Below are 26,566 nucleotides of genomic sequence, written 5' to 3'. Positions count from 1 at the left end.
TGAATCTCCATCAGATGTATGTCGCAGTTGTAACTCAACTAACATCTGAAAACCTATTCACTTTAAATATTCCATAATATTTAAATTTCAACGAGGCATACATCAACACAAAAACCTGTTCACTGAGCAGGTTTTTGTATATTAAATATACCACATATTTAGAAAATTTTAACAAATTTGCCGCGTTGGCAAACATATTGCTCATATTTCAAAATAAGCCCTTTCAACGGGCTTTTTTCAAAAAAAAGTTAAATCATGGTACAGCTCATCAAATTTCAAATTTTTAAAATTTAAGTTAAAATTCGTATTTTTAAAACCGATGATAAAAAACACTCATCAATCAAAAAAAAGTATTTATTGGCTAAATCACAGAAATTTTGAAAATAAAATTCAATAAAAGAAAAATTCTCAGAGGTATTGTAATTACAATTATCTCTTTTATCGTTTTAATCATACTGCTCATCTTAAGTTTAAGACTTCCGGCGGTTCAAAACTTTGTAAAAGATAAACTGATCGTTTATCTCGAGAAAAAAATAAAAACCAAAGTAAGCCTCGACAAAGTATATATCGGTTTTCCTAACAGCCTGGTGATGGAAAACCTATACCTGAAAGGTCAAAATGTAGACACATTGCTTTCTGCAAGAAAAGTTGATGTAGGTTTAGATATGTGGAAATTGATTAACTCTAAAGCCGATCTTACATCAATTGATCTGGAAGGCGTTCGTGCAAACGTAGTTAGAAATCCTCAGGGAAAATTTAATTTTGATTATATCATTGATGCGTTTGCAACTTCAGATAAAGAACAGGAACAAAAACCTTCGAAGCCTTTTATTATTTCTTTAGATAAAATAAAATTAAAGGATATCGGGGTTACTTTCAACGATCAGCAGTCGAGAAATGATATTAAAGTATATTTTAAATCTTTCGATACACGCGTAAAAACTTTTGACCTTCAAAACAATTCGTATGCTGTCAACGATATTAATCTTGACGGATTAAAATTAAAACTGAAACAGGATTTGGTGAAGGAAGTTGCTGCCAATGTTGAACAAAAAGTAGATTCTCTGAATCAGAAAAAGGCGATGAAATTAGGTTTAAACAAAATAAACCTGACCAATTTTGACATAGACTACGGCGACGACAATACCAAAACTTTTGCAAAAGTTATCTTCAAAGAATTAAGCACAAAAGTAAACAGCATTGATCTTGAAAACAACGACTATAATGTTGGAAATGTTTATTTAACTGGAGCAAATATTAATGCCAACTTATTTCTTCCGACAGAAAATGCCAATCCTAAAAACGAAGAAAAACCTGAAGTTTCAAAAAATTCCGCAAAAGAAAAAGCAATGAAAGTGCTTTTGGGAAAACTTCTTTTGGACGATGTGAAAGTTGTTTATAACAACACAGCAATCGCTCCCACAAAAAGCGGAATGGATTTTAATCATCTTAATTTTGGCAAATTAAATATAGACGTCCGAAATTTCAAAATGGAAAACAATGGTTTTGCAGGAAGTGTAAAATCAGCAGAAATACAGGAAGCAAGAGGTTTGAATGTACAGAAATTCAACACCGATTTTGTGTATGCACAAAAAGAAGCGTATCTGAAAAATCTTTATTTACAGACTCCGAAAACTATTTTGCGAGACGAAGTTATTTTAAATTACAATTCGATTGACCAATTATCATCCAATCTTGGAGCGGTAAAAATTTCTGCCGACATCCGTGATTCTAAAATCGGGTTTGCTGACATTTTAAATATTGTTCCTACTTTAAAAAACACGGCACCGTTCAACAAATATCCGAATGCTACATTGAATGTAAATGCTTTGGTCAACGGAACAGTGAATGATTTAACGATTCAAAATTTAAAAATTTCTGGTTTAGACCAATTGAGGGTTTTGGCTTCAGGGAAAATCAAAAATGCGATGAATCCGGATCAGTTGTATTACGATTTGAAAGTAGCAGAACTTGCGTCTTCATCCAAAACCATTTATAATTTAGTTCCAAAAAATACAATCCCGAACAATATCACTCTGCCTTCTTCATTTACAATCCGAGGAACCGCAAAAGGTACAACGAAAGTGGTGGATGCCAATTTACGTTTAACTTCCACTTTAGGAAATGCTGCCGTTATTGCTAAAGCCGATATGCGCAGAAAAAACAGAGAAACTTTTGATGTAAAAGCAAACCTGCAGAGTCTTCAAATCGGAAAACTGATTCAAAATAAAGATATAGGAAGCATTACCGCCCAGATCAATGCAAAAGGACAAGGTTTTGATCCGAAAACAATGTCTGCAAATCTTTCGGGTGATGTACAATCTGCAACTTACAACGGCTATACCTATCAGAATATGAATCTGAAAGGGAAAATAAACCGTGGTGCTTATGATATTGATTTAAACTCAAAAGATCCGAATGCCAATCTACATCTTGCCGCTTCCGGAGTTTATGATGAGAAAAATCCTACCGTAAAAGTTAATGGAAACATCAATAAATTAGATCTTAATAAATTAGGATTCTACAGCTCACCAATGATTATTGCCGGTGGAATTGACGGAGATTTTAAAAGTCTCGATCCTGATAATTTGAACGGTTATCTTAATTTAAAAGACTTTGCCATTTCAGATGCTAAAGAAGTCTACCCTATTCAGGAAGTTAGGCTTAATGCAGTTTCTACGGCAGACTCAACTTTAATTCAATTCAATTCGCAGATTGCAGATGTTGAACTGAATGGTAAATATAAACTTACACAGATTTTCGGAGCTTTAAGCCAAACGATCAATCAATATTATCAGTTTCAGAAACCCGGCAAAGCTCAGAAAATAGATGCCGGACAATTTTTCACCATCAATGCAACGATTAAAAATGATGATCTGATCAGAAAATTTGTACCAGATCTGAAAAGTTTTGAAACCATCAATATTACAGGAAATTACAACGCAGATTCTCAGAAAATAGAATTGGATGCAAAAATTCCACAGGTTTTATATGGAACAAATTCTTTAGAAAATACAAGTTTAAAGATCACCAACGAAAATCAGGCTTTACAATACAATCTTGATGTTGCTGCTTTGAAAAGTGAAAGTTTTGCTATAAATAAAGTGAATATCAATGGTGATGTTGCCAATAACATCATTAATTATAATATCACCACAAAAGATGATAAAGACGAAACGCAGTTCCTGATTGCAGGGAATGCCAAATCGTTGAATGATGTTACCGAAATATCACTGAATCCTAATGGTTTAAAATTAAATTATATGGATTGGACGGTTGCTGAAAACAATAAAATTCAGATTTTCAGTCAGGGAATTGTTGCAGATAATTTCAAACTTTCCAATTCGGGAGCAGAAATTTCTTTGCAGTCTGAAAGCAATTCACCAACCAGTCCGCTGAATGTTTCTTTAAAAGATTTTAAAATAGAAACGATTACAGAGATCATTAAAAAAGATTCACTGCTGGCCAAAGGAACCATCAACGGAACAGCACAGTTGAGAGATTTAACCAAAAACATGACCTTCACTTCAGACATCAATGTTTCTGATCTGATCGTTTATGGAAGTCCGGTTGGGAATTTAGCGATAAAAGTTAATAACCAATCAGCGAATCTTCTGAACGCTGATATTGCACTTTCCGGGAATAATAATGATGTGAAAATCTTAGGAAATTACAACACTTCTTCGAGCACGTTTGATTTAAATTTAGATATGAATCAGCTTCAAATGAAAACACTTCAGGGCTTTTCTATGAACGCAATTACCAACACAGAAGGTTATCTTTCGGGAGATCTTAAAATTACCGGAACGACGACTGCACCGAAAATTCTTGGAGATATTAAGCTTAATAATGTTGGCTTAATGATTTCACAAACGGGAAGTGATTTCAGAAACATCAATGATAAAATAGGATTTACCAACCGCGGAATTGAATTTGACGACTTTAAAATTAATGATAAAGACGGAAATTCTCTGAACATCGACGGGCAGATTTTAACGCAGACTTATAGAGATTTTGCATTTAATTTAGATCTGAAAGCTAAAGACTTCAAGGTTGTAAATTCTGAAAAATCAAACGATGCCATGATGTACGGAATTTTAGCAATTGATGCAGCATTAAAAGTTGGCGGAAATCTAGACTTACCAAAAGTTGACGGAAGATTATCTGTTTCAGAAACAACCGATTTCACTTTTGTTCTTCCGCAGTCTAGCCCTTCGTTGCAGGAAAGAGATGGTATTGTAGAATTTATCGATCAGGATCAGGTTGCTTTAAATAAAACCATCAAAGCCGATTCTATTGATGCACAAAGCCCAATTAAAGGATTGGATGTAAATGTAAATATAGAAGTAGATAAAGAAGCGAAAATGTCGATCATCATTGATAAAGCCAACGGAGATTTTGTAAAACTTCAGGGTGAAGCAGATTTGACAGGCGGAATTGACCCTTCAGGAAAAACTACTTTAGTCGGCGTTTATCAGGTAGAAAAAGGAAGTTACGAAATGTCTGTAAGCCTTCTGAAAAGAAAATTTGACATCCAAAAAGGAAGTACAATAACCTGGACCGGCGAGCCTACAACCGCGAAACTAGATATTACTGCTATATATAAAACCGAGGCGGCACCTATTGATCTTGTAGAACAACAGTTTGCAGGTAATCCTGCCGATCTTAATCAATTTAAACAAAGAATTCCGTTTAACACTTTATTGATTCTAAAAGGAGAACTGCTGAAACCTGAAATATCTTTTGATATTACTACAGACGAAAAAAACAATGCCGTATCTTCTACCGTGACAGAAACAATAGACGGAAAACTTGCTCAATTGCGACAAGATGAAAATGAAATGAACAAGCAGGTTTTTGCCTTGCTTTTACTGAATCGTTTTATCGGAGAAAATCCTTTTGAAAGCAATTCCGGAGTGTCTGCTGAAACCATGGCGAGACAAAGTGTAAGTAAAATTCTTTCGCAACAGCTTAATAATATTGCCTCAAATCTTATCAAAGGAGTAGACCTGAATTTTGATCTTGAATCTACAGAAGATTATTCTACAGGAACCCAAAATACAAGAACCGATCTGAATGTAGACATCAGTAAAAAACTACTGAATGATCGTCTGAAAGTTACTGTAGGAAGTAATTTCGGATTGGAAGGTGAAGCGAGACAAAACGAAAATACGACCAATATTGCCGGAGATGTTACCATAGACTACAGCCTTTCCAGAGACGGAAGGTATATGCTGAGAGCTTACCGAAAAAATGATTATCAGGTAGCTTTGCAAGGACAAATTGTAGAAACCGGAGTCGGATTTATCATCACTTTAGATTACGATAAATTCCGTGATATTTTCCGTAAATCTCGAAATAACAGAAACAGGGAAATTAAAGAAAAAAAGAGAAAACAAGATAACCAAGTTGTAGAATTTAAATAATGAAGAATAAGTTTAACATATACTGCAAATATTTTTTGGCATCGGGAGTTACAGTGGCAGTTATCTCATGTAGCAATACGAAATTTCTGAAAGACGGACAGATGCTCTACACCGGAGCAGAAGTGAAAATAGAAAGTGATACTCTTTCCAAAAAAGAAAAAAGTGAATTGCAGTCAGCACTCGAAGAAAATCTTACCCCCAAACCAAATTCTAGTTTTCTTGGATTAAGACCAAAATTATATGCTTACAATGCTACTTCGGAACCCAAAAAAGAAAAAGGCCTGAAATACTGGCTGAAATATAAATTTGGTGAAGAGCCTGTATTGCTGGGAGATGTTGACAGAGAATTCAACAAAGATATTATTGTCAACTATTCTGAGAACAAAGGGTATTTTAATGCAAAAGCAAAATACGACACCGTTTCAAAAAATAAAAAAGCACAGGTAATTTATACCTTAAATCCTGGAGCACGATATTTGATAAGCAATGTGAATTTCCCACAAGATTCTACGCTCATTAACAGTGAAATTCAGAATTTAAAAGCGAAAACTTTACTTAAAACAGGAAATCCTTTTGATCTTGATGTCATCAAAAACGAACGACAAAGAATTGACGATGGTTTAAAAGATAAAGGTTTTTATTACTTCAGTCCGGATAATATTATCGTACAGGCAGACAGTACTGTTACTAAAGAGCCGAAAGTAGAGCTCATTGTAAAACTGAAAGACAACACTCCTAAACTGGCGACCGAGCAGTTTACAATTGACAAAGTAGTCGTTTTTCCCAATTATAATCTTCGCGATGCGAAAAAAGGAAAATACAATATCCCAATGAATCCTGATTCTTTAAAAGGATATGAGTACAACGATATTTACGTGGTTGATCCTGATAAAAAATTTAAACCCAGAATTTTTGACCGAGCTTTATATTTCAACAAAGGCGATATCTACAACAGAAAAGACCACAATTTATCACTTAACAGATTGATTAGTCTTGGTGTTTTTAAATTTGTAAAAAATGACTTTGTAATATCAGATTCATTAAATCATAAGTTTGATGCGTATTATGTTTTAACTCCAAGAGAACTTCAATCTTTGCGTTTGGAAGCTTTAGGAAGAACCAATTCTGCCAATTACGCAGGAAGTGAACTAAATCTAAACTGGACGCAAAGAAACTTTTTCCGTGGTGCAGAACAGTTTAAAGCTTCTGTTTATGGTGCATTTGATGTTCAAATAGGTGGGCCTGAAGATGCTGAAAATATTTTCAGAGCCGGAGCAAATGTACAATTATCGATACCAAGAATCGTAGCACCTTTTCGTTTCAATTCTTCGAGTGCTTTTGTACCAAGAACTAATATTCAGTTAGGATATGAATTCCAAAACCGTACAACTTTGTATACTTTAAATACATTTAATGCCTCATTTGGATATCAGTGGAAAGAGAATGTAAGAAAAGAACATGAGCTAAAACTGATTGATGTTTCATATATCGATCCTGCTAATGAAACACCTAAATTTATAACATTAAAAGAAGGCAACCCTTATTTGCAAAGAATAACTGAGCAACAACTTATTTTCGGGCCAACGTATTCTTACACCTACTCCACCACAATGCTTCCGAGAAAAAACACATTTTACTATAAAGGAATGTTAGATTTGGCAGGAAATATTACAGGTCTTGTAACAGGAGCCAATGCAAAAGAAGGAAAGGAGAAAACAATTTTCGGAGTTCCTTTCAGCCAATATGCTAAGATTGAAAATGATATAAGATTCTATCATAAGTTTAGCGAAAAAACATCATTCGCTTCACGTTTTATTGCAGGAGCTGCCATTCCGTACGGAAATTCAGAACATATTCCCTTTTCAAGACAGTTTTTTGTAGGGGGAAGTAACAGTATCAGAGCATTCAGAGCAAGAACTTTAGGTCCTGGAAGTTACGATCCTAGAGGAGAAGAAAATAGCAGAGCTGTTTTTGATCAGTCCGGAGATATAAAGTTGGAACTGAATGCAGAATACAGAGCCAATCTATATAAATTCTTAAATGTTGCCGCATTTATTGATGCCGGAAATATCTGGTTGATTAATGATGACATCGATGATAAAGGAGTCAATACAAGACCGGGAGGAAAGTTTTCTAAAGAGTTTCTAAGTGAAATTGCTGTAGGAGCAGGAGTTGGTTTACGACTTGACTTTTCAATTTTAGTTTTAAGACTTGATCTCGCAATGCCTTTGCGTGTTCCTTATTACGAAAAAGGTGACCGATGGGCTTTTGACAGAATCAATTTTGGAGATTCCAGCTGGAGGAGAGATAATCTGATTCTAAATATTGCAATTGGATATCCTTTCTAAAAAATGATTGCGGTTGAGAAAAACTTTTTTAGTCTGCATAAAAACAATATATATTCAATAGGAACGGGCTTTAGCCCGTTTTTTAGTTTAACACAATTCATCAGGCTTTAGCCAAAACTTCTATTACATTTTTTAATTTAGAAATCAACAGGTAATTCATTAAACTGCTATTTACACTTCACCGTGCAAATTTATTTTCCTTTGTTTACTAAAATTCACGTTAAGGAATAATCTTTGCGTTAAATTGTGAAACAATAATATTGTCATTTCTTGATTTCAAATTGAAGACAATATTAATCATCAAATCACATCTATTAATATTCTACTATGCTAAAAGAACTAAAATTTTTCTGGGAAACCGTCAAAGAAACATTTACAGAATGGAATAATTCATCAGCGTCCAATGACTCAGCAAGTCTTGCTTATTATGCTATCTTCTCAATTCCCGGTTTGTTGATTATCATTATCTGGATTGCCGGATATTTTTTCGGTGAAGAAGCAATTCGCGGGCAGATCAGTACACAAATCAGCGGACTGATGGGACAGGATGTTGCGCAAAGTATTCAGGATATGATTGCAGGAGCGCTCATCGATAAAGAAAATATTTTCATGAAAATTGTAGGCATAGGATCATTGATCTACGGTTCTACGACCCTATTTTTTCAGTTGCAGAAGTCTTTGAATAATCTCTGGGATGTAGAAGCGGCACCCAAGAAAGCTTTAATAAAATTTCTCCTCGATCGAGCCAATTCTTTAGGTATGATTCTTATTTTAGGATTTTTACTGATGATTACAATGGTTTTATCATCATTAATTGGATTATTTAATAACTTCATCACAACCTATTTCGGTCTTGAAACTTACCTAATTGTTGAACTTATTAATTTTTCAGTAGGATTTTTAATCATTGTTGTGCTTTTTGCATTGATGTTTAAAGTACTTCCGGATGTAGAAATCAACTGGAAATCTGTTTGGAAAGGTGCTTTGCTTACAGCAGCTCTTTTTACTTTAGGTAAATTTTTACTTAGTCTTTATTTCGGACAGTTTAAACCTACCTCAGCATTCGGAACTGCAGGGACAGTAATTTTAATTATGATGTGGATTAATTATTCGTGTATGCTGATATTCTTCGGAGCCGAATTTACCAAAGTCTACACCTATAAAAGAGGCTATAAAATCGAGCCCTCAAAACATGCTAAATGGAGCAGTGCTAAACTTTATAGACAAAGCCAAAACCAAAACGAATCTACACCGGTTTAAAATAAAAATCCTCCCGAAAATTTCAGGAGGATTTGTTTTTACATTCTGTTTACAGTTCTTATTCCCAGTAGACTTAATGATTTTTGTATTGTTTTTGCAGTGAGATCTGATACATTTAAACGGAATTGTTTTAGATCTTCATCCTCACTTTTTAATATCGGATTGCTTTGATAAAATGAGTTATATGTTTTAACCAAATCATACAGATAATTGGCCACTAAAGCCGGACTTAATAACTCTGCTGCTTTTTCAACAGTTGCTTTATAATTAGATAAAAGCATAATCAGTTCCTTCTCATATTGATTAAACTCAATATTGCTGACTTCTTTATATTCATAATTTGCTTTAGCCAATAAAGACTGAGTTCTTGCATAAGTATAAAGAATAAACGGACCTGTATTTCCATTAAAATCAATACTATCAGCCGGGTTGAACAACATCTTTTTCTTTGGATCTACCTTCAACATAAAGTATTTCAATGCAGCCTGCCCGATAATCTCATAAGAAACGACCTTTTCTTCATCTGCAAGCCCCTCAAGTTTTCCAAGTTCTTCTGTTTTTTCTTTTGCAGTTTCAAACATATCCTGCATCAAATCGTCTGCATCAACCACTGTTCCTTCACGGGATTTCATTTTACCTTCCGGAAGTTCAACCATTCCGTACGATAAATGGAACAACTGGTCTGCCCATTCGTAACCGAGTTTTTTTAGAATTTTAAATAAAACGTGGAAATGATAATCCTGCTCGTTTCCTACCGTATAAATTAATTTCTGAATATTATTTTCTTTAAAACGCTCTACCGCCGTTCCTAAATCCTGAGTCATATATACAGAAGTCCCGTCTGAACGAAGCAGAAGTTTTTCATCTAAACCTTCATCTGTCAAATCACACCATACCGACCCGTCTTCTTTCTGGTACAAAACGCTTTTATCTAAACCTTCCTGAATAAGGTCTTTTCCTAAAATATAAGTATTGCTTTCGTACTGTACCTGGTCAAAATCTACTCCCAATCTTTTATAAGTCTGATTGAAACCATTGTAAACCCAAGAATTCATTTCAGCCCAAAGCGTTCTTACTTTTTCATCGCCACTTTCCCAGTCGAGAAGCATTTTTTGAGCTTCTTTCATTAAAGGAGCCTCTTTTTTAGCCTGATCTTCAGTACTTCCCTGTTCAACTAACTCAGCAATTTCTTTTTTATATTCCTGGTCAAATTTGACATAGTAGTTTCCTACGAATTTATCTCCTTTCACCTGATCCGTTTCCGGAGTTTCCCCTTTTCCAAATTTTTCCCAAGCCAACATCGACTTACAGATGTGAATTCCTCTATCGTTAATGATTTGACTTTTTATAACATCATAACCCGCTTCTTTAAGAATCTGAGCTACAGAAAAACCTAATAAGTTGTTTCTAATATGTCCCAAATGCAGCGGTTTGTTGGTGTTTGGTGAAGAATATTCAACCATTACAGTTGCGTTTTTCTTTTCTATATTTGAAAACTGTTCAGCAACCGTCTTAAATTGATCAACAAAGAACTGATTTTTAACTTTTACATTTAAAAATCCTTTTATTACGTTAAAACTTTCGAGCAATTCTGTCTGAGTTGTTAAACCTTCTCCTAATTCTACCCCAATACTTTCAGGATTTTTCTTCAATTGTTTTACCAAAGGAAAGGTAACGATAGTAAAATCTCCTTCAAACTCAGTTTTATTTTCCTGGATTTCGAGTTTTATATCTTTCAACTGATATACATTAAGGATAACCTCCGCCAGTTTTTGTTCTAATATATCTTTAATATTCATGGGTTTATATTATTGTTGAGACCACATATAAGTAGTCTTAATATCATATCACAATTTTCAATGGCAAATTTAGTGAAATAAAAAAGACTTCGTTAACGAAGCCTTTTAAAAATTGTTAAGGATTGAGACAATTAAAGTCCCAACTTCTACATTCTCTTAAAATGGGGTTCCAGCTTAAACAGCATGGAGGAGCTTGCCCACCTTGAATTTTTTTAAGATCTTTTTTAGAAAGCTTTTTTAAATTTTTCATAAATATTTTATTTTAAATGGTTAGCAAAATATATCACTAATTCATATAAAACCGCCTGAGTGCGGTTTTATATGAATGTTAAAATATTAAAATTTGCTTTAATAATTAATTAGTATCCCAAATAAGTTTAGAATCCATCTTATCACCACCAATTGCAGTAGATGCAGCTTGATAATTTGCTGTATTTAAAGTCTGTACTTGCGTTGGATAAAATACTCTATTTGGAACATCAGTTAATCCTGCAATTAAAGATGTAAAAGTGTAACTGGTTTGACCAGTTGCAGAAGGAACATTTAAATTTGCCGTTTGACCAGGTAATAATAATGTATTAGGGTAACCCGTTCTTCTGTATTCTGCCCAAGCTTCACTAGGTTGCATAAATAAAGCAATATACTTTTGAGTTAAGACATTCTGCTTGTTAGCTGCTGGTAAAGTTCCTACAAAAGCATCTATCTTAGCTTGGGTAATTCCCCATCTTTCCATAGATGCTTCTACACCTTTTACATAATTAGCCTGAGACCACCCATTTGCTTCTGCAAGTAAGAATTCTACCTCAGCATATTCCATAAATATCTCAGTATACGCAGGTTTTAAAACACTTGCACCAAAGAAGCTAGATGCCCCTGCTTGACTTGGAGCTAAAGTACTTGGCAAACCATAAGGCATTCCGCTAATTTGACTTGCGCTTGTAGCTTCTGTCATAGTTTGCCCCCTTATATTTCCAATTTTGACAGAAACTGGTGAAGCATACTTAAATAATCTTGGGTCTTCTGTAAAACCTCCCGTTTCACCTTTTAGTAATTGTACAAATGTTTTAGAAATAGCAAAATCTGATCTAGATTGATATGTTAAGAAAAAAGGAGAAGGATTGACTAAGTTATTTTCATAAGTCAAACCAACAGTATCATCATTTGAAGTCATAACTCCTGATGCAATAGCATCGGTAATATGAGCCGTCGCAGTAGGAATAACTCCTTTAACTCTTGTTGCCACTCTTAACCTAAGAGAATTTGCAAATTTTTTCATTTTTTCAGGATCACCACCAAACAATTGATCACCTTCAGTCAAAATATTTTTGTCTAACTCAATCATCTCAGAAGCTTCCTTAAGCTCCTTCATGATATCTGTATAGATTTTTTGTTGACTCGCAAACTTAGGCTGAATATATTTATCTACATCTAAAGCCTGAAAATCGGCATCTTGGTTTCCATATGACCAATATGGAATGTCACCAAAAGAATCTACCAAGTTGAGAAACACATATGACAACATAATTCTAGCAGCTGCAATCTGGTTTTTATTAGAACCATAATTTGACATCTGTGCAGCTGTAGCGGGGTCTGTATTAAGAGATATAATTTTTTTAAAGTCATTTGCTACATAGTATGATCTTCTCCAAAGTTGATCATCAGTACTCAGTCTATATTGATATCTATCTTCTTCGGTATATTGTCTTTGAGCAGAATACTGTACCCAAGGAAGCATCATCCTTCCAGAGACCCATCCATCTCTAGTAAAATCCATATATTCTTTATTAGCATTATTAAATAATCCTGTAGGTAATGGATTTTCTGTTGAATTAGGATTTATGTCGATTTCTTCAAATTTATCTGAGCAACTATTTGTAATCAGGAAAAATCCTGAAATTGTTAATATTGATATTATTTTTTTCATTTTAATTAAAATTTAAAGTTTAAGTTAACACCAAACATTCTTGTGGATGGAAGAGACCCTCCTTCTAGCCCTTGTAAATTACCAGATCCATATGATGTATTTTCAGGGTCTACACCTTTGAAATCTAAATTCCAAGCGAATAGATTTCTTGCAAATGCTGACACTCTAAACCCTTGAAGAATACCTCCTAAAGCACCTTTAGGAAAATCGTATGACAGTGTAATATCTCTTAACTTAATGTAGCTTGCGTCAAAAACGTTTTGTGCATCAACAGTATTATAATATGAACTACCCCATGTTGGTGCATCTAGCAATATATCATTTTGAGTTCCATCCTCTTTAACACCAGCTAAAATCACTCCGGCTTCTCTATTCCCTCCTAGTGCTGATTCTTCTAACATTCCGGAGTACATTCCCCACATATGAGTAGTCGAAAAATATTTACCTCCTTGTTGAATATCAATTAAGAAAGATAATCCTAGATTTTTATACTTGAATGAGTTTCTGAATCCCATATTATATTCAGGCAGGATAGATCCTAACGGTTTAATTGCAGATGCTTTATAGAAACCATTTTCTCCAACAACTTTATTTCCATTTGCATCATAAACAAAATCAGTACCTAAAATTACACCATAAGAATATCCAACTTGAGCTGATAATTGAGCTCTAAATGGTGCATTTGTAAGAATATAATTTTCCAAATTACCCTGCAATTCAACTAATTTATTCTTATTTTTTGTAAAATTCCAAGTTATATCCCATGAGAAATTATCCGTTCTTATAGGCGAGACATTCACCATTGCTTCAATTCCCTTATTCGTCATTTCGCCTGCATTAATTCTCTTAAATCCATAACCATTAGCCGGATCAAGTGGTAAAGGAATAATTAAATCATTAGTTTTTACATCATATAGCGTTACATCAAAACCAATTCTATTTTTAAAAAAGCTAGCCTCCAAACCAATTTCTTTTGTCGTTTTCATTTCTGGACGAATATTTGGTTCTCCTTTAATCGCAGGCATTGAATACATTGGGGAACCAGCAAATGGCGTATCAATTGATGCATAAGTACCTCTAATATTAGGCTCTGCTGAATAGCCTGCAATTTGAGACCAACCAGCTCTGACCTTTCCAAATGAAAGCCAATTTGTTTTTAATACTTGAGAAAACACAAAACTTCCTGTAACAGAGGGATAAAACTGATCATCATTAATCATCGAGAACCAGTCATTTCTTCCTGTCCCTTCTAAGAATAAGAAATTCTTATAACCTAAAGAAACTGAACCAAATAAACTTTTAACTGATGTATGATAAAAAGCATTTGTCGCAATAGCAGACTCTCTACTGTTAGCTAAATTATAAAGACCCGGTATAATTAATCCTCCAACTGAGTTACCACTTAAAGCATCCCATTTCCTATTCATAATATTAAATCCGGCAAATGTATTCAAACTAAAATCACCAAAATTATCATTATAGTGAACTCTTCCTTCATAGTTAAACTCAGAGTTATTTCTTTTTTGAAGATTATACTCAGATAAAGCAGCAGACCCTACTGCTACTTGCGAACTTATGCTTTGAGAATATACATCTCCATACACTTTACCTACTGCAAAAACTTTTTTAGAAAAATTATAAGTTAGACCTACATTACCAAAAAAGCGATTTCTCTCGTCAGCAGAAGTATTTTCATAAATTGTCCAATATGGGTTATCAGAGAAATTGGGTGTGCCGTCATCCCATGATGTTCTATTCCATGATCTCTGCATACCATTCGCTAATTTATATTTTTTCAATTCTTCAAAATCTAATTGTCTTTGACCCCATTGATAAAATTTTTGTGCAACCGAATTATCACCATATCCTTGTTCTGGTCTGTTAAAACCTTGAGTCCTTACATAATTAAAAACACCCTCTGCTTTTAATCTATCAGATAAAGTAGATGCAACGTTTAAACTTAAATTATCTTTCTTAATTTCAGAATTAGGAACTATACCATTAATTTTCGTATTCGTATAAGATAGCCTTACACTCGTATTTTCAAATGATTTTGAAACAGAGAAATTATTTGTATAGGTAGTTCCTACTCTAAAGAAGTCATCAACATCTTTTTTAGGAGCTACCCATTGTTTTAACTTCATATATTCATTTGAAAATTCAGGGTCAAAAGAATCCCATCCTAAATAAAATAAATTGGGATCATATTTTGGCCCCCAGCTTTCATCGGTACCAAAATCAGTAATATTATAAGTTTGTCCATTAATATCTGCTGTTGGCAGTGAAGACTCAAGCCCACCTCCATACATGCTTTGAAGTTTCGGTCTTATATAAATCGTTTCAAATGCGACGCCTGTATTAAATTGAATTTCGGTTCTACCTTTTTTAGCAGACTTTGTAGTATAAACGATTGCCCCATTTCCAGCGCGAGAACCATATAAAGCTGCTGCAGGCCCTCCTTTAAGAACCGTTACACTTTCAATATCATCAGGGTTTATATCAAAAGTTGCATCTCCATAATCTCTACCTCCAGCTCCTCTTTGTGTATCAATACTATTTACGTTTGAATTGTCTAAAGGAACCCCATCAACAATAATTAATGGGCGATTTTCACCTGTAACAGAGCTAATCCCCCTCATTGTAATCCTTGTAGATCCTCCCATAGACGAGGGTGCTGTAACCTGAACTCCAGCAACATTACCGGATAAGGCGCTTACAGCATTTGTTTGACCAGCGTCAGAAATTATATCACCTTTGATTTCTTGAGAGGCGTATCCTAGAGCTTTTTTTTCTCTCTTAATTCCAAGTGCAGTAACAACTACACCTTCAATTTCTTGTGTTTTTAGGGTATCTCCGGGCTTTGTTTGCGCTTGAGCGACCACAAAAGACGAGGAAAGTACTAAAATTAGTACCCCTGCGGTTAATTTCTTCATATTAATATTAATTTTGCGTTAACAAAGTTGTAAAAACTTCTCGTATAAAACTGTTAAAATTTGAAAAAATTATTATTTTTAACATAACATTTGAGGTTTTACAGCATTTTTACAACTGTTAAATGTTAAAATTTATGGATTTACTAAAGAAATGGTCAAATAATTATATCGAAGCAGGTTGCGATGAAGTGGGAAGAGGTTGCTTATGTGGACCGGTAGTTGCGGCAGCTGTAATTTTAGATGACAGTTTTGAGCAGAATCTTGTTAATGATTCAAAAAAATTGAATTTTAAAACAAGGATGGATTTAGATAGTTACATTAAAGATAATGTGAAAAATTTTGCTATTGCTGAGCTTCCGCCCTCTTTTATAGACCAACATAATATACTGAATGCCAGCATTCATGCAATGCATAATGCATTAGATAAGCTAACTCTAAGACCAGAATTTATACTGGTAGACGGAAATAAATTTCACCCTTATAATTTCATTCCGCATCAATGTGTCATTAAAGGTGATTCTAAATTTTTATCGATTGCTGCGGCTTCTATCTTAGCAAAAAATTACAGAGATAAATTAATGATTGAGCTCCATGAAGAGCATCCGGAATATGGATGGAATACCAACTTCGGCTACGCCACAAAAAAACACCAAGACGCCCTGATAAAGCATGGTATAACAAAATATCACCGAAGGTCTTTCCGTTTAAAATATGACTGAGAATATGTCACAGATGAATTATGATTAAAGAAATAAGCAACTTTTTAATTTAAATTATTTCTAAATAAAAAAGAGAAGCAATAATTTGCTTCTCTTTCTGTTATTATAAGTTAACACTTCTTTTACTCAAATTAATTTTGATTCCAAAATGGAGTGTATTGATTCTTAACAAATACGTCAGCACTGGAAATGTTTGGAACATTCGCAGAATTAGCTGCATATTCAGAATTTGGGTACATTAATCTATAAGGTTTATTTGGAAATTGAGCTGTCGTAGCCATCGGGGTAAACGGATAACCAGTTCTGTTATATTCTATAAACATTTCAGTTGGATTGATATTTGTCAATGCAATCCATTTCTGAGTCATTATTGCTTCAATCTTTTGTATATCTGTTCCGGTCCAACCTAGGCCAGGTCTCGCAGCAATTCCCGTGATATACGTTGTCCATGCAGCATTAGTAGTGTTTGCTCCTAACCAAGTTGCATTAGCAATTATAGCTACGTTAAATTTAGTGGCAGGCGAAAAGCTAAAGATTGCAGGCCATCTCAAAGCAGCTTCTGCTTGTAGAAGATTACTTTCGGATTTTGAAAAAAGAACACCTCCTCTACCATTATTATGGTCAATAATTTGAGTCCATGTTGAAGCAGGTGTATTACCTCCTGCAAAATTGCCTACTCCTAATTTTGATGTATTTACATTATCTACAGGAACTCCTGGTTGTCCAGGAACATTCCCTTGTCGTACTCCTTTTAATCCTGTAAATGGATTTCCATTTGAATCAACTGAAGTTACATTTGTGAATAATCTTGTTCTTCTCGGATCCTTAAGTCCAGTAAATTTTGTATAATTGGCGCTGTTTAAGATAACGTTACCCTCGAGAGCATTAGCCATATGCTCTGAAACAACAACTACAGAATAGTTTGACACCTGTTGTCCGGAAGCATTTCTTGCCCAATTTAAAATATATGGATTCATCTGGTCATCACTAGAAGCAGAGTAACCTGGATTAACTACCACTTCTTCATCTATAAATGTAGCTGTAGCTAAAGTTTGAAGTTTTGTATTTCTATAAGTTGCCAAATCACCCGTAACTTTAGACATCCTCACTAATAACTTAAGTTTAATTGTATTAGAGAGTGCTTTCCATTTATCCATATCACCATGAAATACAATATCTGAAACAGGCTCTAAAGCATTATCATCAGCAGCGTCAATTAAGGCATTAGCTTCTTCTAGTTTAGAAATTAAAATTTTATAAATATCAGCGTCATTATCATACTTTGGAGTAGTATTCTGTTGCCCCATAAAAGCCTCATTGTAAGGTGCATCTCCATACAAATCTACTATATATTGCATGTAATAGGCCTTCATGATTTTAGCAATAGCAATATAGTAATCTTGTTCGTGATTATTATTTGTAAACTTCTCCATTTGGTCAAAATTGGCAACTCTTGGATACAGACCTTCCCAAATTCCTCTATAGAAAGTATTATCTACACTAGACAAACTAAACTCTCTTGAGTATGGTCCGGCAATAGTATATGAATTTCCCGCCCAGCTATTCATCATTAGGTTCCCAAACTGCATCATAGTTCCAGCTTGCGTTCTATAAGCTTGGCTAATAGCACCTGGAAGCATAAGCTCAGGAGTAATTTGCTCCGCTTGCACAGCATTTGGATTATCATTCACATCTAAATAATCATTACTACAAGATGTCGCAGTAAAACTTAAAGCAGCTGCTAAAATTGTTATTAAAAATTTATTATTTTTCATTTTGTTTAATTAAAAAGTTGCATTAAAGTTAAAACCGAAAGTTCTCATACTGGGATATTGTCCCGTTACAGCAATTCCTCCAGCATTACCTGTTGTGTTAGCGGTTTCAGGATCGTTAAAGTTTCTGTTATCTTTTGCATAAATAAAGAAAGGGTTTCTTGCATATACCCCTATTGATAATGAGTTAACAAAAGTACTTTTCAAAATTGACTTTGGTAAATCATAGCTCAAAGCAATTTCTCTAACTTTTAAAGCTGTTCCATCAACAACAAATTCCTCTCCTATTGAAGAATAAGCAGCAGTTGTAAAGTAATTCATTACCCCAAAATATGTATCATCGTTACCTACAGGCGTGGTGTTTGCAATATACTGCCCATTAACTAACTGAACGGAATTAGGGATTATATAACCTTTAGATCTATCAAATTCAGCAGTTTTCTCTGATGCTCCTGTAGAACCTAAACTTTCTTTTGCTAATGATACAAAACTATTTCCTGTCCTATAATCTGCAGTCGCACTCAAAGTAATTCCCTTGAATTTAAACGATGTACTAAACCCTAAAATATAATCTGGGTTTACTTTTCCAAGAACTTCAAAATTTGAAGTAGACAGAGGATTACCATTTGCATTTACAATAATATTTCCGTTTGGATCTCTTTGATATCTTGTCCCTTTAATAACTGGGAAACTTTCACCTTTAACAGCAAATATACCCACATTCGTAGTCGTAGAATTATATAAAGCTACTTCATCAGCCCCATCAGCCAATGATAAAATTTCTGTATCATATGTCGAATAAGAACCTCTGATTTTCCATTCAAAATCTTTTGTTTTAAAAGGTGTCATACCTAAATCTAATTCATAACCTTTATTTCTACTATTTCCAATATTGTCTTGGAAATTGGTAATACCTGAAGCAGAAGATGTAGAAATTGTAGTAATAAAGTTTTTATTATCATTTCTAAATATTGACCCGTCGAAAGTAATTCTGTCTTTGAAAAAACCTAACTGTAATGAAGCTTCCTTTGATAAATAGAATTCAGGCTCAATATCTTGAGCAAAGATTGTCGTTGTAGGTAAGTAAGAAGAAAGTGACCCGAAAGGGTATCCTGTTGGGAAAGCACCAACTCTATCTAATCCATACAAGCCAATGGTAGAACTATTACCTACTCTACTATAATTTAGGCTTACTTTTGCATAATTTAAAACATTTCCTTTGATGCTTTCGAATGCTTTTGTAGGAATAAAAGAAGCTCCAAAAGAATAATAAGGATAACCTTTATTACTAAATGGCAACTGAACTCCCTGTATTGTCACAGGATTAACACTTGTAAGAGAACTCTTTTCATATCTGAAAGTAGAGTTAAAATACAGGAAGTCTTTATAGCCTAAATCTATATTAGCAAACCATGCAAAAGATCTCTGTCTTGTATTAGAATTATCAAGTCTAGAAAATAAATCTGGCTGCAATACATTATTAATATGATACCAACCCGGAATTTTAAGGTTTTGCCCTCCAACTTGGGTAGTTGAGGTAGATGCATCTTGGATGTTATGACCTACGTTAAATCTAAAATTTAAATCATCTGTTAGATTATAGTCAAAATTTGCCATTATATCACCATAGTATCTGAAGTTAGATGAAACAGTTTTGTAATAGTTTGAAACAATTGGATCAAGCCCATAATCTACAGGCGATGTACCATCGATAGGAGTATCTGTACCATCATATATTCTATCAAAAGCAAAAGCATTCAGATGACTCTCTTGAATTGATGAACCAGAAACAGCAGTTCCTGCATAAGTAAATGAAATATGATCATTTAGCTTATATTCCATATTAATTAATCCCGTAAATATTCTGTCTTTAGTATCTGCTCTGTCATTGTCAATTGTCCAATAGGGATTAACTGTATAAATACTATAACTTGCATCCGGAAGTGAATTTCTAAATTGCCTTACATCAACATTTGTAGGAGTTTGAAGCAATTGACCATACAGATTCGAATCAGTAGTTGAAGTTCTTCTGTCTAAATAATTTACGTTTCCATCAATTCTAAATTTACCTAATTGCTTTCCAGCTTTTAAGATAAAATTATTTCTTTTTAAATTATCCTTATCTACTACAAAGTCATTTTCGGCTCTGTTTACAGATAAGAAAACATAAGAATCAGATCCTCCTGCTGTTACTGACAATCCATTTTGAATCAAAACTCCAGTCTTAAAAAAGTTGGACATTCCATCCTTTTTATAACTGAAAGTTTCTCGTAACCAAGAATTATCAGCCTGAGGCATTCCTACAATTAATGATTGCCCGCCTAAAACAGATGAATAAGCCGGTCCCCAGTTTGTATTTTCATAAGGGGTCCAGTTAGCACCACCATAATCAGTGGTATCAAAAGTATCTCCTGGATAACCCTGTCCGTATAGTTTTTGTCTGAGTGGCATTTTGAAGACAGTAGAAAAATCAATTGAACTTGTAAGGTTAAACTGTAACTTTTCCGACTTTGTACCTCTTTTTGTTGTCACTACAATGACACCATTACTTCCTCTTTCACCATATAAAGCAGCACCTTGCATACCCTTAATAATATTCATATTATCAATGATTTCTGGCGGTATATTTTGTAAGATATCTAATGTTGAAATTACGCCGTCAATTACAACTAACGCTTGATTATTACCTGAAATTGATCGTGGTCCTCTAAGTACAACTCTCGTTGAGGAGTTAACAGAATTGTTTGTTGTATTAATTTGTAAACCTGACACTTTACCTGTTAAGGATTGAACTGCATTTGGATTGTTTGCTTGTGTAATTTCAGCATTATTCACCACTTGGTTTGTAGAAGTAACCGCATCCTGTCTTTTTTTAAGCCCTAAAGCTCCAGTCACTACTACTTCACGAATGTCTTGAGTTCTTAAAGAGTCACTTTGCGTTTGAGCATTCACCATGGCAATAGACGAAGTAAGCACCACAGCAAGAATACTTGTAGTTATTTTATTCATTTAAACATTAATTTTTGTGATCGCAAAGTTGTGAAATTTTTGTTAATAAACTCTTAAAATTTTCAAAAAAAATCAAATAATTTTAATACATTACATTTTTCTTAATAAAAATAAGTGCTTTATAGTTAATTTTAATAATTTAACAAAAAAAAACTATAAAAAGATATTTATTAATATCTAAAAACAAATTAATACCTGTTGCACATTTGAATCTTTGACATTCTAACGTAAATTGAAACGGCTAATCCTTGCATTTTTTATAATTAGTATAAGTTTTATAATAAATATTTTTTTAGATAAAACAAAGATATTTCGTAAAGAAATAGAAAACTTAAATGATCAGCCAACTAAAGTCTCTACAAATATATAAAGGTTAAATTAATATAAATTTTTATTTGAAAATAACAAGAAAAGCAATAATTCAAAATATGATACATGTATTTTATAGCCTATATTTATTGCTGCAGCTTCTATTTTAGCAAAAAATTACAGAGATAAATTAATGATTCAACTCCACGAAGAGCATCCGGAATATGGATGGAATACCAACTTTGGCTACGCTACAAAAAAACACCAGGACGCCCTGATAAAGCATGGTATAACAAAATATCACAGGAGATCTTTCCGTTTAAAATATGACTGAGAATATGTCACAGATTAATTATGATTAAAGAAATAAGACACTTTTTAATTTAATTTATTTCTAAATAAAAAAGAGAAGCAATAATTTGCTTCTCTTTCTGTTATTATAAGTTATTTTTTCTTGCCTCTCGTTTGCTCTTGGGATTTCTGTGCATCCTGAGCTTTCTCCATCATTTCTCTCATTTTCTTTTGGAACTTGCCTTCTGATTTTGGCTTTTCTTTGTTGGCCTGAATCTGAGCATGGATTTTCTTTTCATCCAGAATCACATACTTAATGACAAGGATAATCAAAATATTAATTGCATTCGATACAAAATAATACCAAGATAAACCAGACGCAGAAGTATTAAGGAAAAATAAGAATGTGATCGGGAAAATATACATAATCACTTTCATATTTGGCATTCCCTCCTGTTGTGGCTGCTGCATATTTCCTGAAGTCATCACGGTATATATTAAGATTACAATTGTACATGCAATTGCAAAAACACTTAAATGATCTCCCAAGAAAGGAATTTTGAATGGTAATTGAATCAAATCATCATAAGCCGTAAGGTCTTTTGCAAACCAGAAACCTTGGCCTCTCAAGTCGATAAAGTTCGGGAAGAATCTGAATAATGCGTAGAAAATCGGAATCTGTACCAACGCCGGAAGACATCCCGCCATTTGATTCACTCCTGCTTTTCTGTAGATTTCCATTGTTGCCTGTTGCTTTTTCATAGGATCAGCATCCTTGAATTTAGCATTAGCTTCGTCGATTTCCGGACGAATTACTTTCATCATCGCACTCAATTTATGCTGCTTATACATAATTGGCGATAAAATAAGCTTCACAATAATGGTCATTAAGAAAATTACCCAACCTGCGGAAATTCCCCATCCAGCGATGATACTGTAAAGCCACATGAAGAAATAACGGTTCATTGCACCGATGAATGACCAACCTAATGGTAAAATTTCATCAAAATTTTTGTCATATGATTTTAATAAAGGTAAATCTAATGGCATAAAATACCACGTGAAATCCTGATTAAATTCTCCTCCATTCATGGCAACAAAGCCTTCGAAGTTTAATTTTTTTAAATATTCACCTTCTTCTATAGACTCTTGGTTTCCTTTGCTGTTTGTGAAACCTGTTTTAGATTCGATTACAGAAGAGAAAAACTGCTGCTTTACACCAATCCAGTTCAGCGTTTCTTTTTCTTCCTCCATTGTCGTTCTGCCATCATAATCATAATCTTTATAATTATTAAAAGCATAAGCAAATTCTGAATGAGTCTGTTCTTGAGCTCTACCTTTTTCCAGGTTTCTGACTTGGTAATCCCAAATAAAATCTGCTTTGTTATCAGACGTTACTTTTGCTAGACCTTGAGTTCTTACTTTAAAATCTAAAGTATATTGATCTTTAAGCTCAGCTTTAGGATTATTATTTAAAGTATAAACAAACTGAATTACCGCACCGCTGTAGTTTGCCGTTAACGTAACAGAATTACCATTAACAACCGGTGAGAATACCAAATCTTTGGTATTAACAGTTTTTCCTGATTTATCTTTGAACTGAAAACCGTAGCTCGAGTTATTTTTAGTAATCAGATTAAGCGGAAGATCGGCTTTGTCGGTTTTTTGATCGTAAGCTTTGTATTTTAAAAGCTCAACTTTTGAAACCTGACCTCCCAAACTTGAAAACTCAAGCTTCAGCTCGTTGTTTGCCAAATTGGAAACCTGAATCGCATTCGGGGTCACATTGGGGTTGATATCAGCTGCCGGAGTTTGTTTTACGGGAGTTTTTGCCTGTTCTGTTTTCTGTTGCTCAGCTTTTAGTTTTTCTTCTTCAGCACTATTCCTCTGGAAATAAAACATGAATCCGAAAAGGACCAAACATAAAACCGCAAAACTAATGATCTGACTTTTATCGAGTCCGTTGTTCTGTTGCATTTTATTTTTATTAAAATTTTTAAATTTAATCAAGTAATCAATTTATTACTTTTTAGAGTCGACAAAAATACTGTTTTTTTATCAATAGCATAGTGTTATATACTTATATCCCTCATCAAATAGATAATAATTTAGACGGATTACATATTTATAAAATTTAATTGTGAAAAATTAGCAGATAAAATTTAATTGCTAATTTTTACCCAAAAGTAAACAATTATTTAAACAGTATTATAAAATCAGCATACAAAAGGTTTTATGCACAATATATTTAATCTCAAATATTAAATTAAGTAATTATATTTGTTATGAATTTAAATATTTATTACATGAAAAAAAACAATGAAAATTATTTTGCAAAAAGAGAAAATGTTAAAAACATTGAAAACGCATTGAATACTCTTTCAAGAAAAAAAATGTTAACAGTTAATGGTGGTTTAGAACAATTTGAAGATTCTTTCGAAGATGATTCAGATTATAAAAACTACGCAGAAAGCACTTCTTATAATAGAATAACTGCATACGCTAAAATAAGAAAACCTAAGTAGTCATAGATAACTATTAACTAAATTAAGCGTTCAAACAATGAACGCTTTTCTATTATCATGAAAATTAACACAATTGTTCTTAAAGTGGCAAGCAGATGTAACCTAAACTGTTCTTATTGCTATGTTTATAATAAAGGAGACGAAACCTATAAAAACAAACCTAAAATATTCTCAAAAGAATTGACCAAGATTTTGTTTAATAGAATATTAGAATACATGAATAAATACAATATAAATTTATATACTATTGTTTTTCATGGTGGAGAACCTTTATTAGCAGGATTACAATATTACAAATTTTTCGTAGAAACTTACGAAGACATTTTCTCTGTAACAAATAAAACGATCAATTTTGTAATGCAAACTAATGGAACATTACTTGATGAAGAGTTTACTCAAGGATTATTTGAATTGGACATAAGCATTGGTGTAAGTATGGATACAACTGAGGCAACAAACTCTAAATATAGGGTTTATCACAATAATAAATCATCATATAACGAAATAAAAAATGGTATTGATTTGTGTAACAAAATAGTTGGCAATAGTGGAATATTATCTGTAATTAATGTGCAAGATTCACCAAATGACACGTACCTACATCTCAAATCTCTAAAAGTTAATTACGCAAACCTATTACTCCCAGATGAAAATTATAACACAATAACTTTAAATGACACTAGAGGAAAGATAGGACAATGGCTTATAGAAATGTTTGACTTATGGTTTTTTGATCAAGACACAAATAAGCCTGAAATATCGTTATTCTCAGATTTAATATTATTAATTTTGTCACTACCACATGGCAATGATATTATGGGAAAAGGGTTTGGAGGAACTATGATTATTGAAACAAATGGAGATATAGAAACAAATGATACTTTAAGGGTTTGCAAACCTGGAATTACCAAATCAAACTTTAATATTATAAATGATTCATTAGATACAATAAATGATATCCCATTAGCTAAACTGTATTATTATGCTCATCATCACCTGCCAAAAATGTGTGAAGAATGCGTTTTAGAAAATATATGCGCTGGAGGATATTTAATAAATAGATATAGTGATGAAAACGGATTTAATAATGAGTCTATATATTGCGAAGACATTGCTAAACTTATCTGCCACGTACAAAATATTATTGCTAAAGAAACGTATGATGATTTAGGATTGAAATCTATAAACGTAAAAGATGTTATAGAAGATATTAGGAATAATAAAAAAACAAAATATGAAAATAAATATTTGGAAAGTTTTTAGTGTATTATTTTTTATACTTATTAACCATTTAAATGCACAAAAATTAATTAAGAAATACGAGATCGATTCTTTAACTTATTTACATAAAAGCTTTCAAATTAAAAAAAACACTATTAATTTCTTAGAAATTGAAAATGACACTAGTACTAAAAAGAAGGATCTTATTATTTTTTTGCAAGGGTCAAATCCATCACCTTTAATCTCAGAAGATGACAATGGAAAATTTCTACTTATGCCATTTAATTTAAAAGAATTCTGTAATGACAATATATTTATAATAATTGCAAAACCTAAAATTTCACTTTATAAACATTTTCAAGATTTGGATGATAACTTTCAAGAAGATAATGAAAAGATACTGTTTGATTATATGAGACTTAATACATTACAAAATTTAACTCAAGAAGTCAATATTATAATTAAAAAATATTCTTATGATAAGAGAATTAACAACATTTATGTAATTGGACATTCACAAGGAGGTAGAGTTGCTATGAATATTAATAAAAAGAAGATTAAGAAAATCGCAGTTTTATCTGTAAATCTTTTAGGACGTTTTGAAGAAAGCATTACCAACTTAAGATACGAAGAGATTTCTAAACAAGATAGTCTAATAAGTAATAAAGTTGAAAAAGAATATGTATCTTATAAGAGATTAAAAAACAACAATGATTTTAAAAATACTTATAATGATTTATCTTTAGAATCCTATAAATCATTTACTTTTCCGAGTACATTTAATCAGATAAAAAAAAATAAAACATCTACTCTTATTGCATATGGAACAAATGATATAGGTGTTTGTTTTACCAATGATTTAATGAGATTAGAGTTATTAGCTAGAAATAAAAAAAACTATTACTTTAAAACTTATTCCCTTTTAGATCATAATTTTAACAAATTAAACTTAAAAACAAAAAGCAAAGATAATTATTGGCAAAAAGTTTTGGAGGATACAATTGTTTGGTTAAAAAAAACTTAGGCTGAT

General features: G+C 32.9%; 14 protein-coding genes and 1 pseudogene. 8 read left to right on the top strand and 7 right to left on the bottom strand.

Annotation, left to right across the window (positions count from 1 at the left end):
• The first annotated feature begins 377 nt into the window (after positions 1–377).
• The 3 genes from EG358_RS05065 to EG358_RS05055 all read left to right on the top strand — a co-directional run bounded on the left by EG358_RS05065 (position 378) and on the right by EG358_RS05055 (position 9,034).
• Positions 378–5,426, top strand: coding sequence for a translocation/assembly module TamB domain-containing protein (locus EG358_RS05065; RefSeq protein ID WP_083676976.1), 5,049 nt, complete (start codon positions 378–380; stop codon positions 5,424–5,426).
• Positions 5,426–7,774, top strand: a complete 2,349-nt coding sequence (gene tamL, locus EG358_RS05060; RefSeq protein ID WP_076558018.1) for a translocation and assembly module lipoprotein TamL — start codon at positions 5,426–5,428, stop codon at positions 7,772–7,774. Before EG358_RS05065 ends, tamL begins: the two co-directional genes overlap by 1 nt.
• A 327-nt stretch (positions 7,775–8,101) precedes the next feature.
• Positions 8,102–9,034, top strand: a complete 933-nt coding sequence (locus EG358_RS05055; protein WP_076558017.1) for a YihY/virulence factor BrkB family protein — start codon at positions 8,102–8,104, stop codon at positions 9,032–9,034.
• Positions 9,035–9,072: 38 nt separating this feature from the next.
• Here EG358_RS05055 and argS read toward each other — a convergent pair whose 3' ends face one another.
• The 4 genes from argS to EG358_RS05035 form a co-directional block, all read right to left on the bottom strand.
• On the bottom strand, positions 9,073–10,833 hold the full coding sequence (gene argS, locus EG358_RS05050; RefSeq protein ID WP_076558015.1) for an arginine--tRNA ligase: 1,761 nt from the start codon (positions 10,831–10,833) through the stop codon (positions 9,073–9,075).
• 115 nt (positions 10,834–10,948) lie between these two features.
• Complete coding sequence (locus EG358_RS20080; RefSeq protein ID WP_115596404.1) at positions 10,949–11,083, bottom strand: bacteriocin-like protein; 135 nt, start codon at positions 11,081–11,083, stop codon at positions 10,949–10,951.
• A gap of 105 nt (positions 11,084–11,188) precedes the next feature.
• Positions 11,189–12,757 (bottom strand): SusD/RagB family nutrient-binding outer membrane lipoprotein, encoded by a 1,569-nt coding sequence (locus EG358_RS05040; RefSeq protein WP_076558013.1) that lies wholly within the window; start codon positions 12,755–12,757, stop codon positions 11,189–11,191.
• Between the two features lie 5 nt (positions 12,758–12,762).
• The gene (locus EG358_RS05035; RefSeq protein WP_076558012.1) at positions 12,763–15,690 is read right to left on the bottom strand and encodes a SusC/RagA family TonB-linked outer membrane protein; all 2,928 of its coding nucleotides are present in this window, start codon (positions 15,688–15,690) and stop codon (positions 12,763–12,765) included.
• Between the two features lie 134 nt (positions 15,691–15,824).
• Between EG358_RS05035 and EG358_RS05030 the strand changes: the two genes are divergently transcribed.
• Positions 15,825–16,409 carry a ribonuclease HII gene (locus EG358_RS05030; protein ID WP_076558047.1) on the top strand — a complete coding sequence of 195 codons (585 nt, stop codon included), beginning with the start codon at positions 15,825–15,827 and terminating at the stop codon, positions 16,407–16,409.
• 131 nt (positions 16,410–16,540) lie between these two features.
• Here EG358_RS05030 and EG358_RS05025 read toward each other — a convergent pair whose 3' ends face one another.
• Together EG358_RS05025 and EG358_RS05020 are read right to left on the bottom strand one after the other, a co-directional pair.
• Positions 16,541–18,079: a SusD/RagB family nutrient-binding outer membrane lipoprotein gene (locus EG358_RS05025; RefSeq protein WP_159436353.1), complete on the bottom strand. Its 1,539-nt coding sequence runs from the start codon at positions 18,077–18,079 to the stop codon at positions 16,541–16,543.
• 114 nt (positions 18,080–18,193) lie between these two features.
• Positions 18,194–21,190, bottom strand: coding sequence for a SusC/RagA family TonB-linked outer membrane protein (locus EG358_RS05020; protein ID WP_076558008.1), 2,997 nt, complete (start codon positions 21,188–21,190; stop codon positions 18,194–18,196).
• Between the two features lie 457 nt (positions 21,191–21,647).
• Between EG358_RS05020 and EG358_RS05015 the strand changes: the two are divergent.
• Positions 21,648–21,833: pseudogene (locus tag EG358_RS05015) on the top strand (ribonuclease HII); the annotation flags it as partial.
• Positions 21,834–21,943: 110 nt separating this feature from the next.
• Here EG358_RS05015 and yidC read toward each other — a convergent pair.
• The gene (gene yidC, locus EG358_RS05010) at positions 21,944–23,767 is read right to left on the bottom strand and encodes a membrane protein insertase YidC (protein WP_076558045.1); all 1,824 of its coding nucleotides are present in this window, start codon (positions 23,765–23,767) and stop codon (positions 21,944–21,946) included.
• Positions 23,768–24,096: 329 nt separating this feature from the next.
• On the opposite strand from yidC, the gene EG358_RS05005 reads away from it, so the two are divergent.
• The 3 genes from EG358_RS05005 to EG358_RS04995 are packed head-to-tail and all read left to right on the top strand — an operon-like array spanning position 24,097 to position 26,560.
• Positions 24,097–24,315, top strand: coding sequence for a hypothetical protein (locus tag EG358_RS05005; RefSeq protein WP_123890019.1), 219 nt, complete (start codon positions 24,097–24,099; stop codon positions 24,313–24,315).
• Positions 24,316–24,372: 57 nt separating this feature from the next.
• The gene (locus tag EG358_RS05000) at positions 24,373–25,578 is read left to right on the top strand and encodes a radical SAM protein (protein WP_076558005.1); all 1,206 of its coding nucleotides are present in this window, start codon (positions 24,373–24,375) and stop codon (positions 25,576–25,578) included.
• On the top strand, positions 25,550–26,560 hold the full coding sequence (locus tag EG358_RS04995; protein ID WP_076558003.1) for a hypothetical protein: 1,011 nt from the start codon (positions 25,550–25,552) through the stop codon (positions 26,558–26,560). The genes EG358_RS05000 and EG358_RS04995 overlap by 29 nt, the downstream gene beginning before the upstream one ends.
• Positions 26,561–26,566: the final 6 nt, after the last annotated feature.

Source organism: Chryseobacterium indoltheticum (assembly GCF_003815915.1).
Classification (GTDB): domain Bacteria; phylum Bacteroidota; class Bacteroidia; order Flavobacteriales; family Weeksellaceae; genus Chryseobacterium; species Chryseobacterium indoltheticum.
Note: the sequence above shows the minus strand (reverse complement) of the source record. Positions and strands in the feature narration are given on the sequence as shown.

Coding starts and splice junctions, on each gene's coding strand:
- EG358_RS05005 (WP_123890019.1), top strand. CDS start 24,097: ATGAAAAAAAACAATGAAAATTATTTTGCAAAAAGAGAAAATGTTAAA.
- EG358_RS05000 (WP_076558005.1), top strand. CDS start 24,373: ATGAAAATTAACACAATTGTTCTTAAAGTGGCAAGCAGATGTAACCTA.
- EG358_RS05055 (WP_076558017.1), top strand. CDS start 8,102: ATGCTAAAAGAACTAAAATTTTTCTGGGAAACCGTCAAAGAAACATTT.
- argS (WP_076558015.1), bottom strand. CDS start 10,833: ATGAATATTAAAGATATATTAGAACAAAAACTGGCGGAGGTTATCCTT.
- tamL (WP_076558018.1), top strand. CDS start 5,426: ATGAAGAATAAGTTTAACATATACTGCAAATATTTTTTGGCATCGGGA.
- EG358_RS04995 (WP_076558003.1), top strand. CDS start 25,550: ATGAAAATAAATATTTGGAAAGTTTTTAGTGTATTATTTTTTATACTT.
- EG358_RS20080 (WP_115596404.1), bottom strand. CDS start 11,083: ATGAAAAATTTAAAAAAGCTTTCTAAAAAAGATCTTAAAAAAATTCAA.
- EG358_RS05035 (WP_076558012.1), bottom strand. CDS start 15,690: ATGAAGAAATTAACCGCAGGGGTACTAATTTTAGTACTTTCCTCGTCT.
- yidC (WP_076558045.1), bottom strand. CDS start 23,767: ATGCAACAGAACAACGGACTCGATAAAAGTCAGATCATTAGTTTTGCG.
- EG358_RS05030 (WP_076558047.1), top strand. CDS start 15,825: ATGGATTTACTAAAGAAATGGTCAAATAATTATATCGAAGCAGGTTGC.
- EG358_RS05040 (WP_076558013.1), bottom strand. CDS start 12,757: ATGAAAAAAATAATATCAATATTAACAATTTCAGGATTTTTCCTGATT.
- EG358_RS05020 (WP_076558008.1), bottom strand. CDS start 21,190: ATGAATAAAATAACTACAAGTATTCTTGCTGTGGTGCTTACTTCGTCT.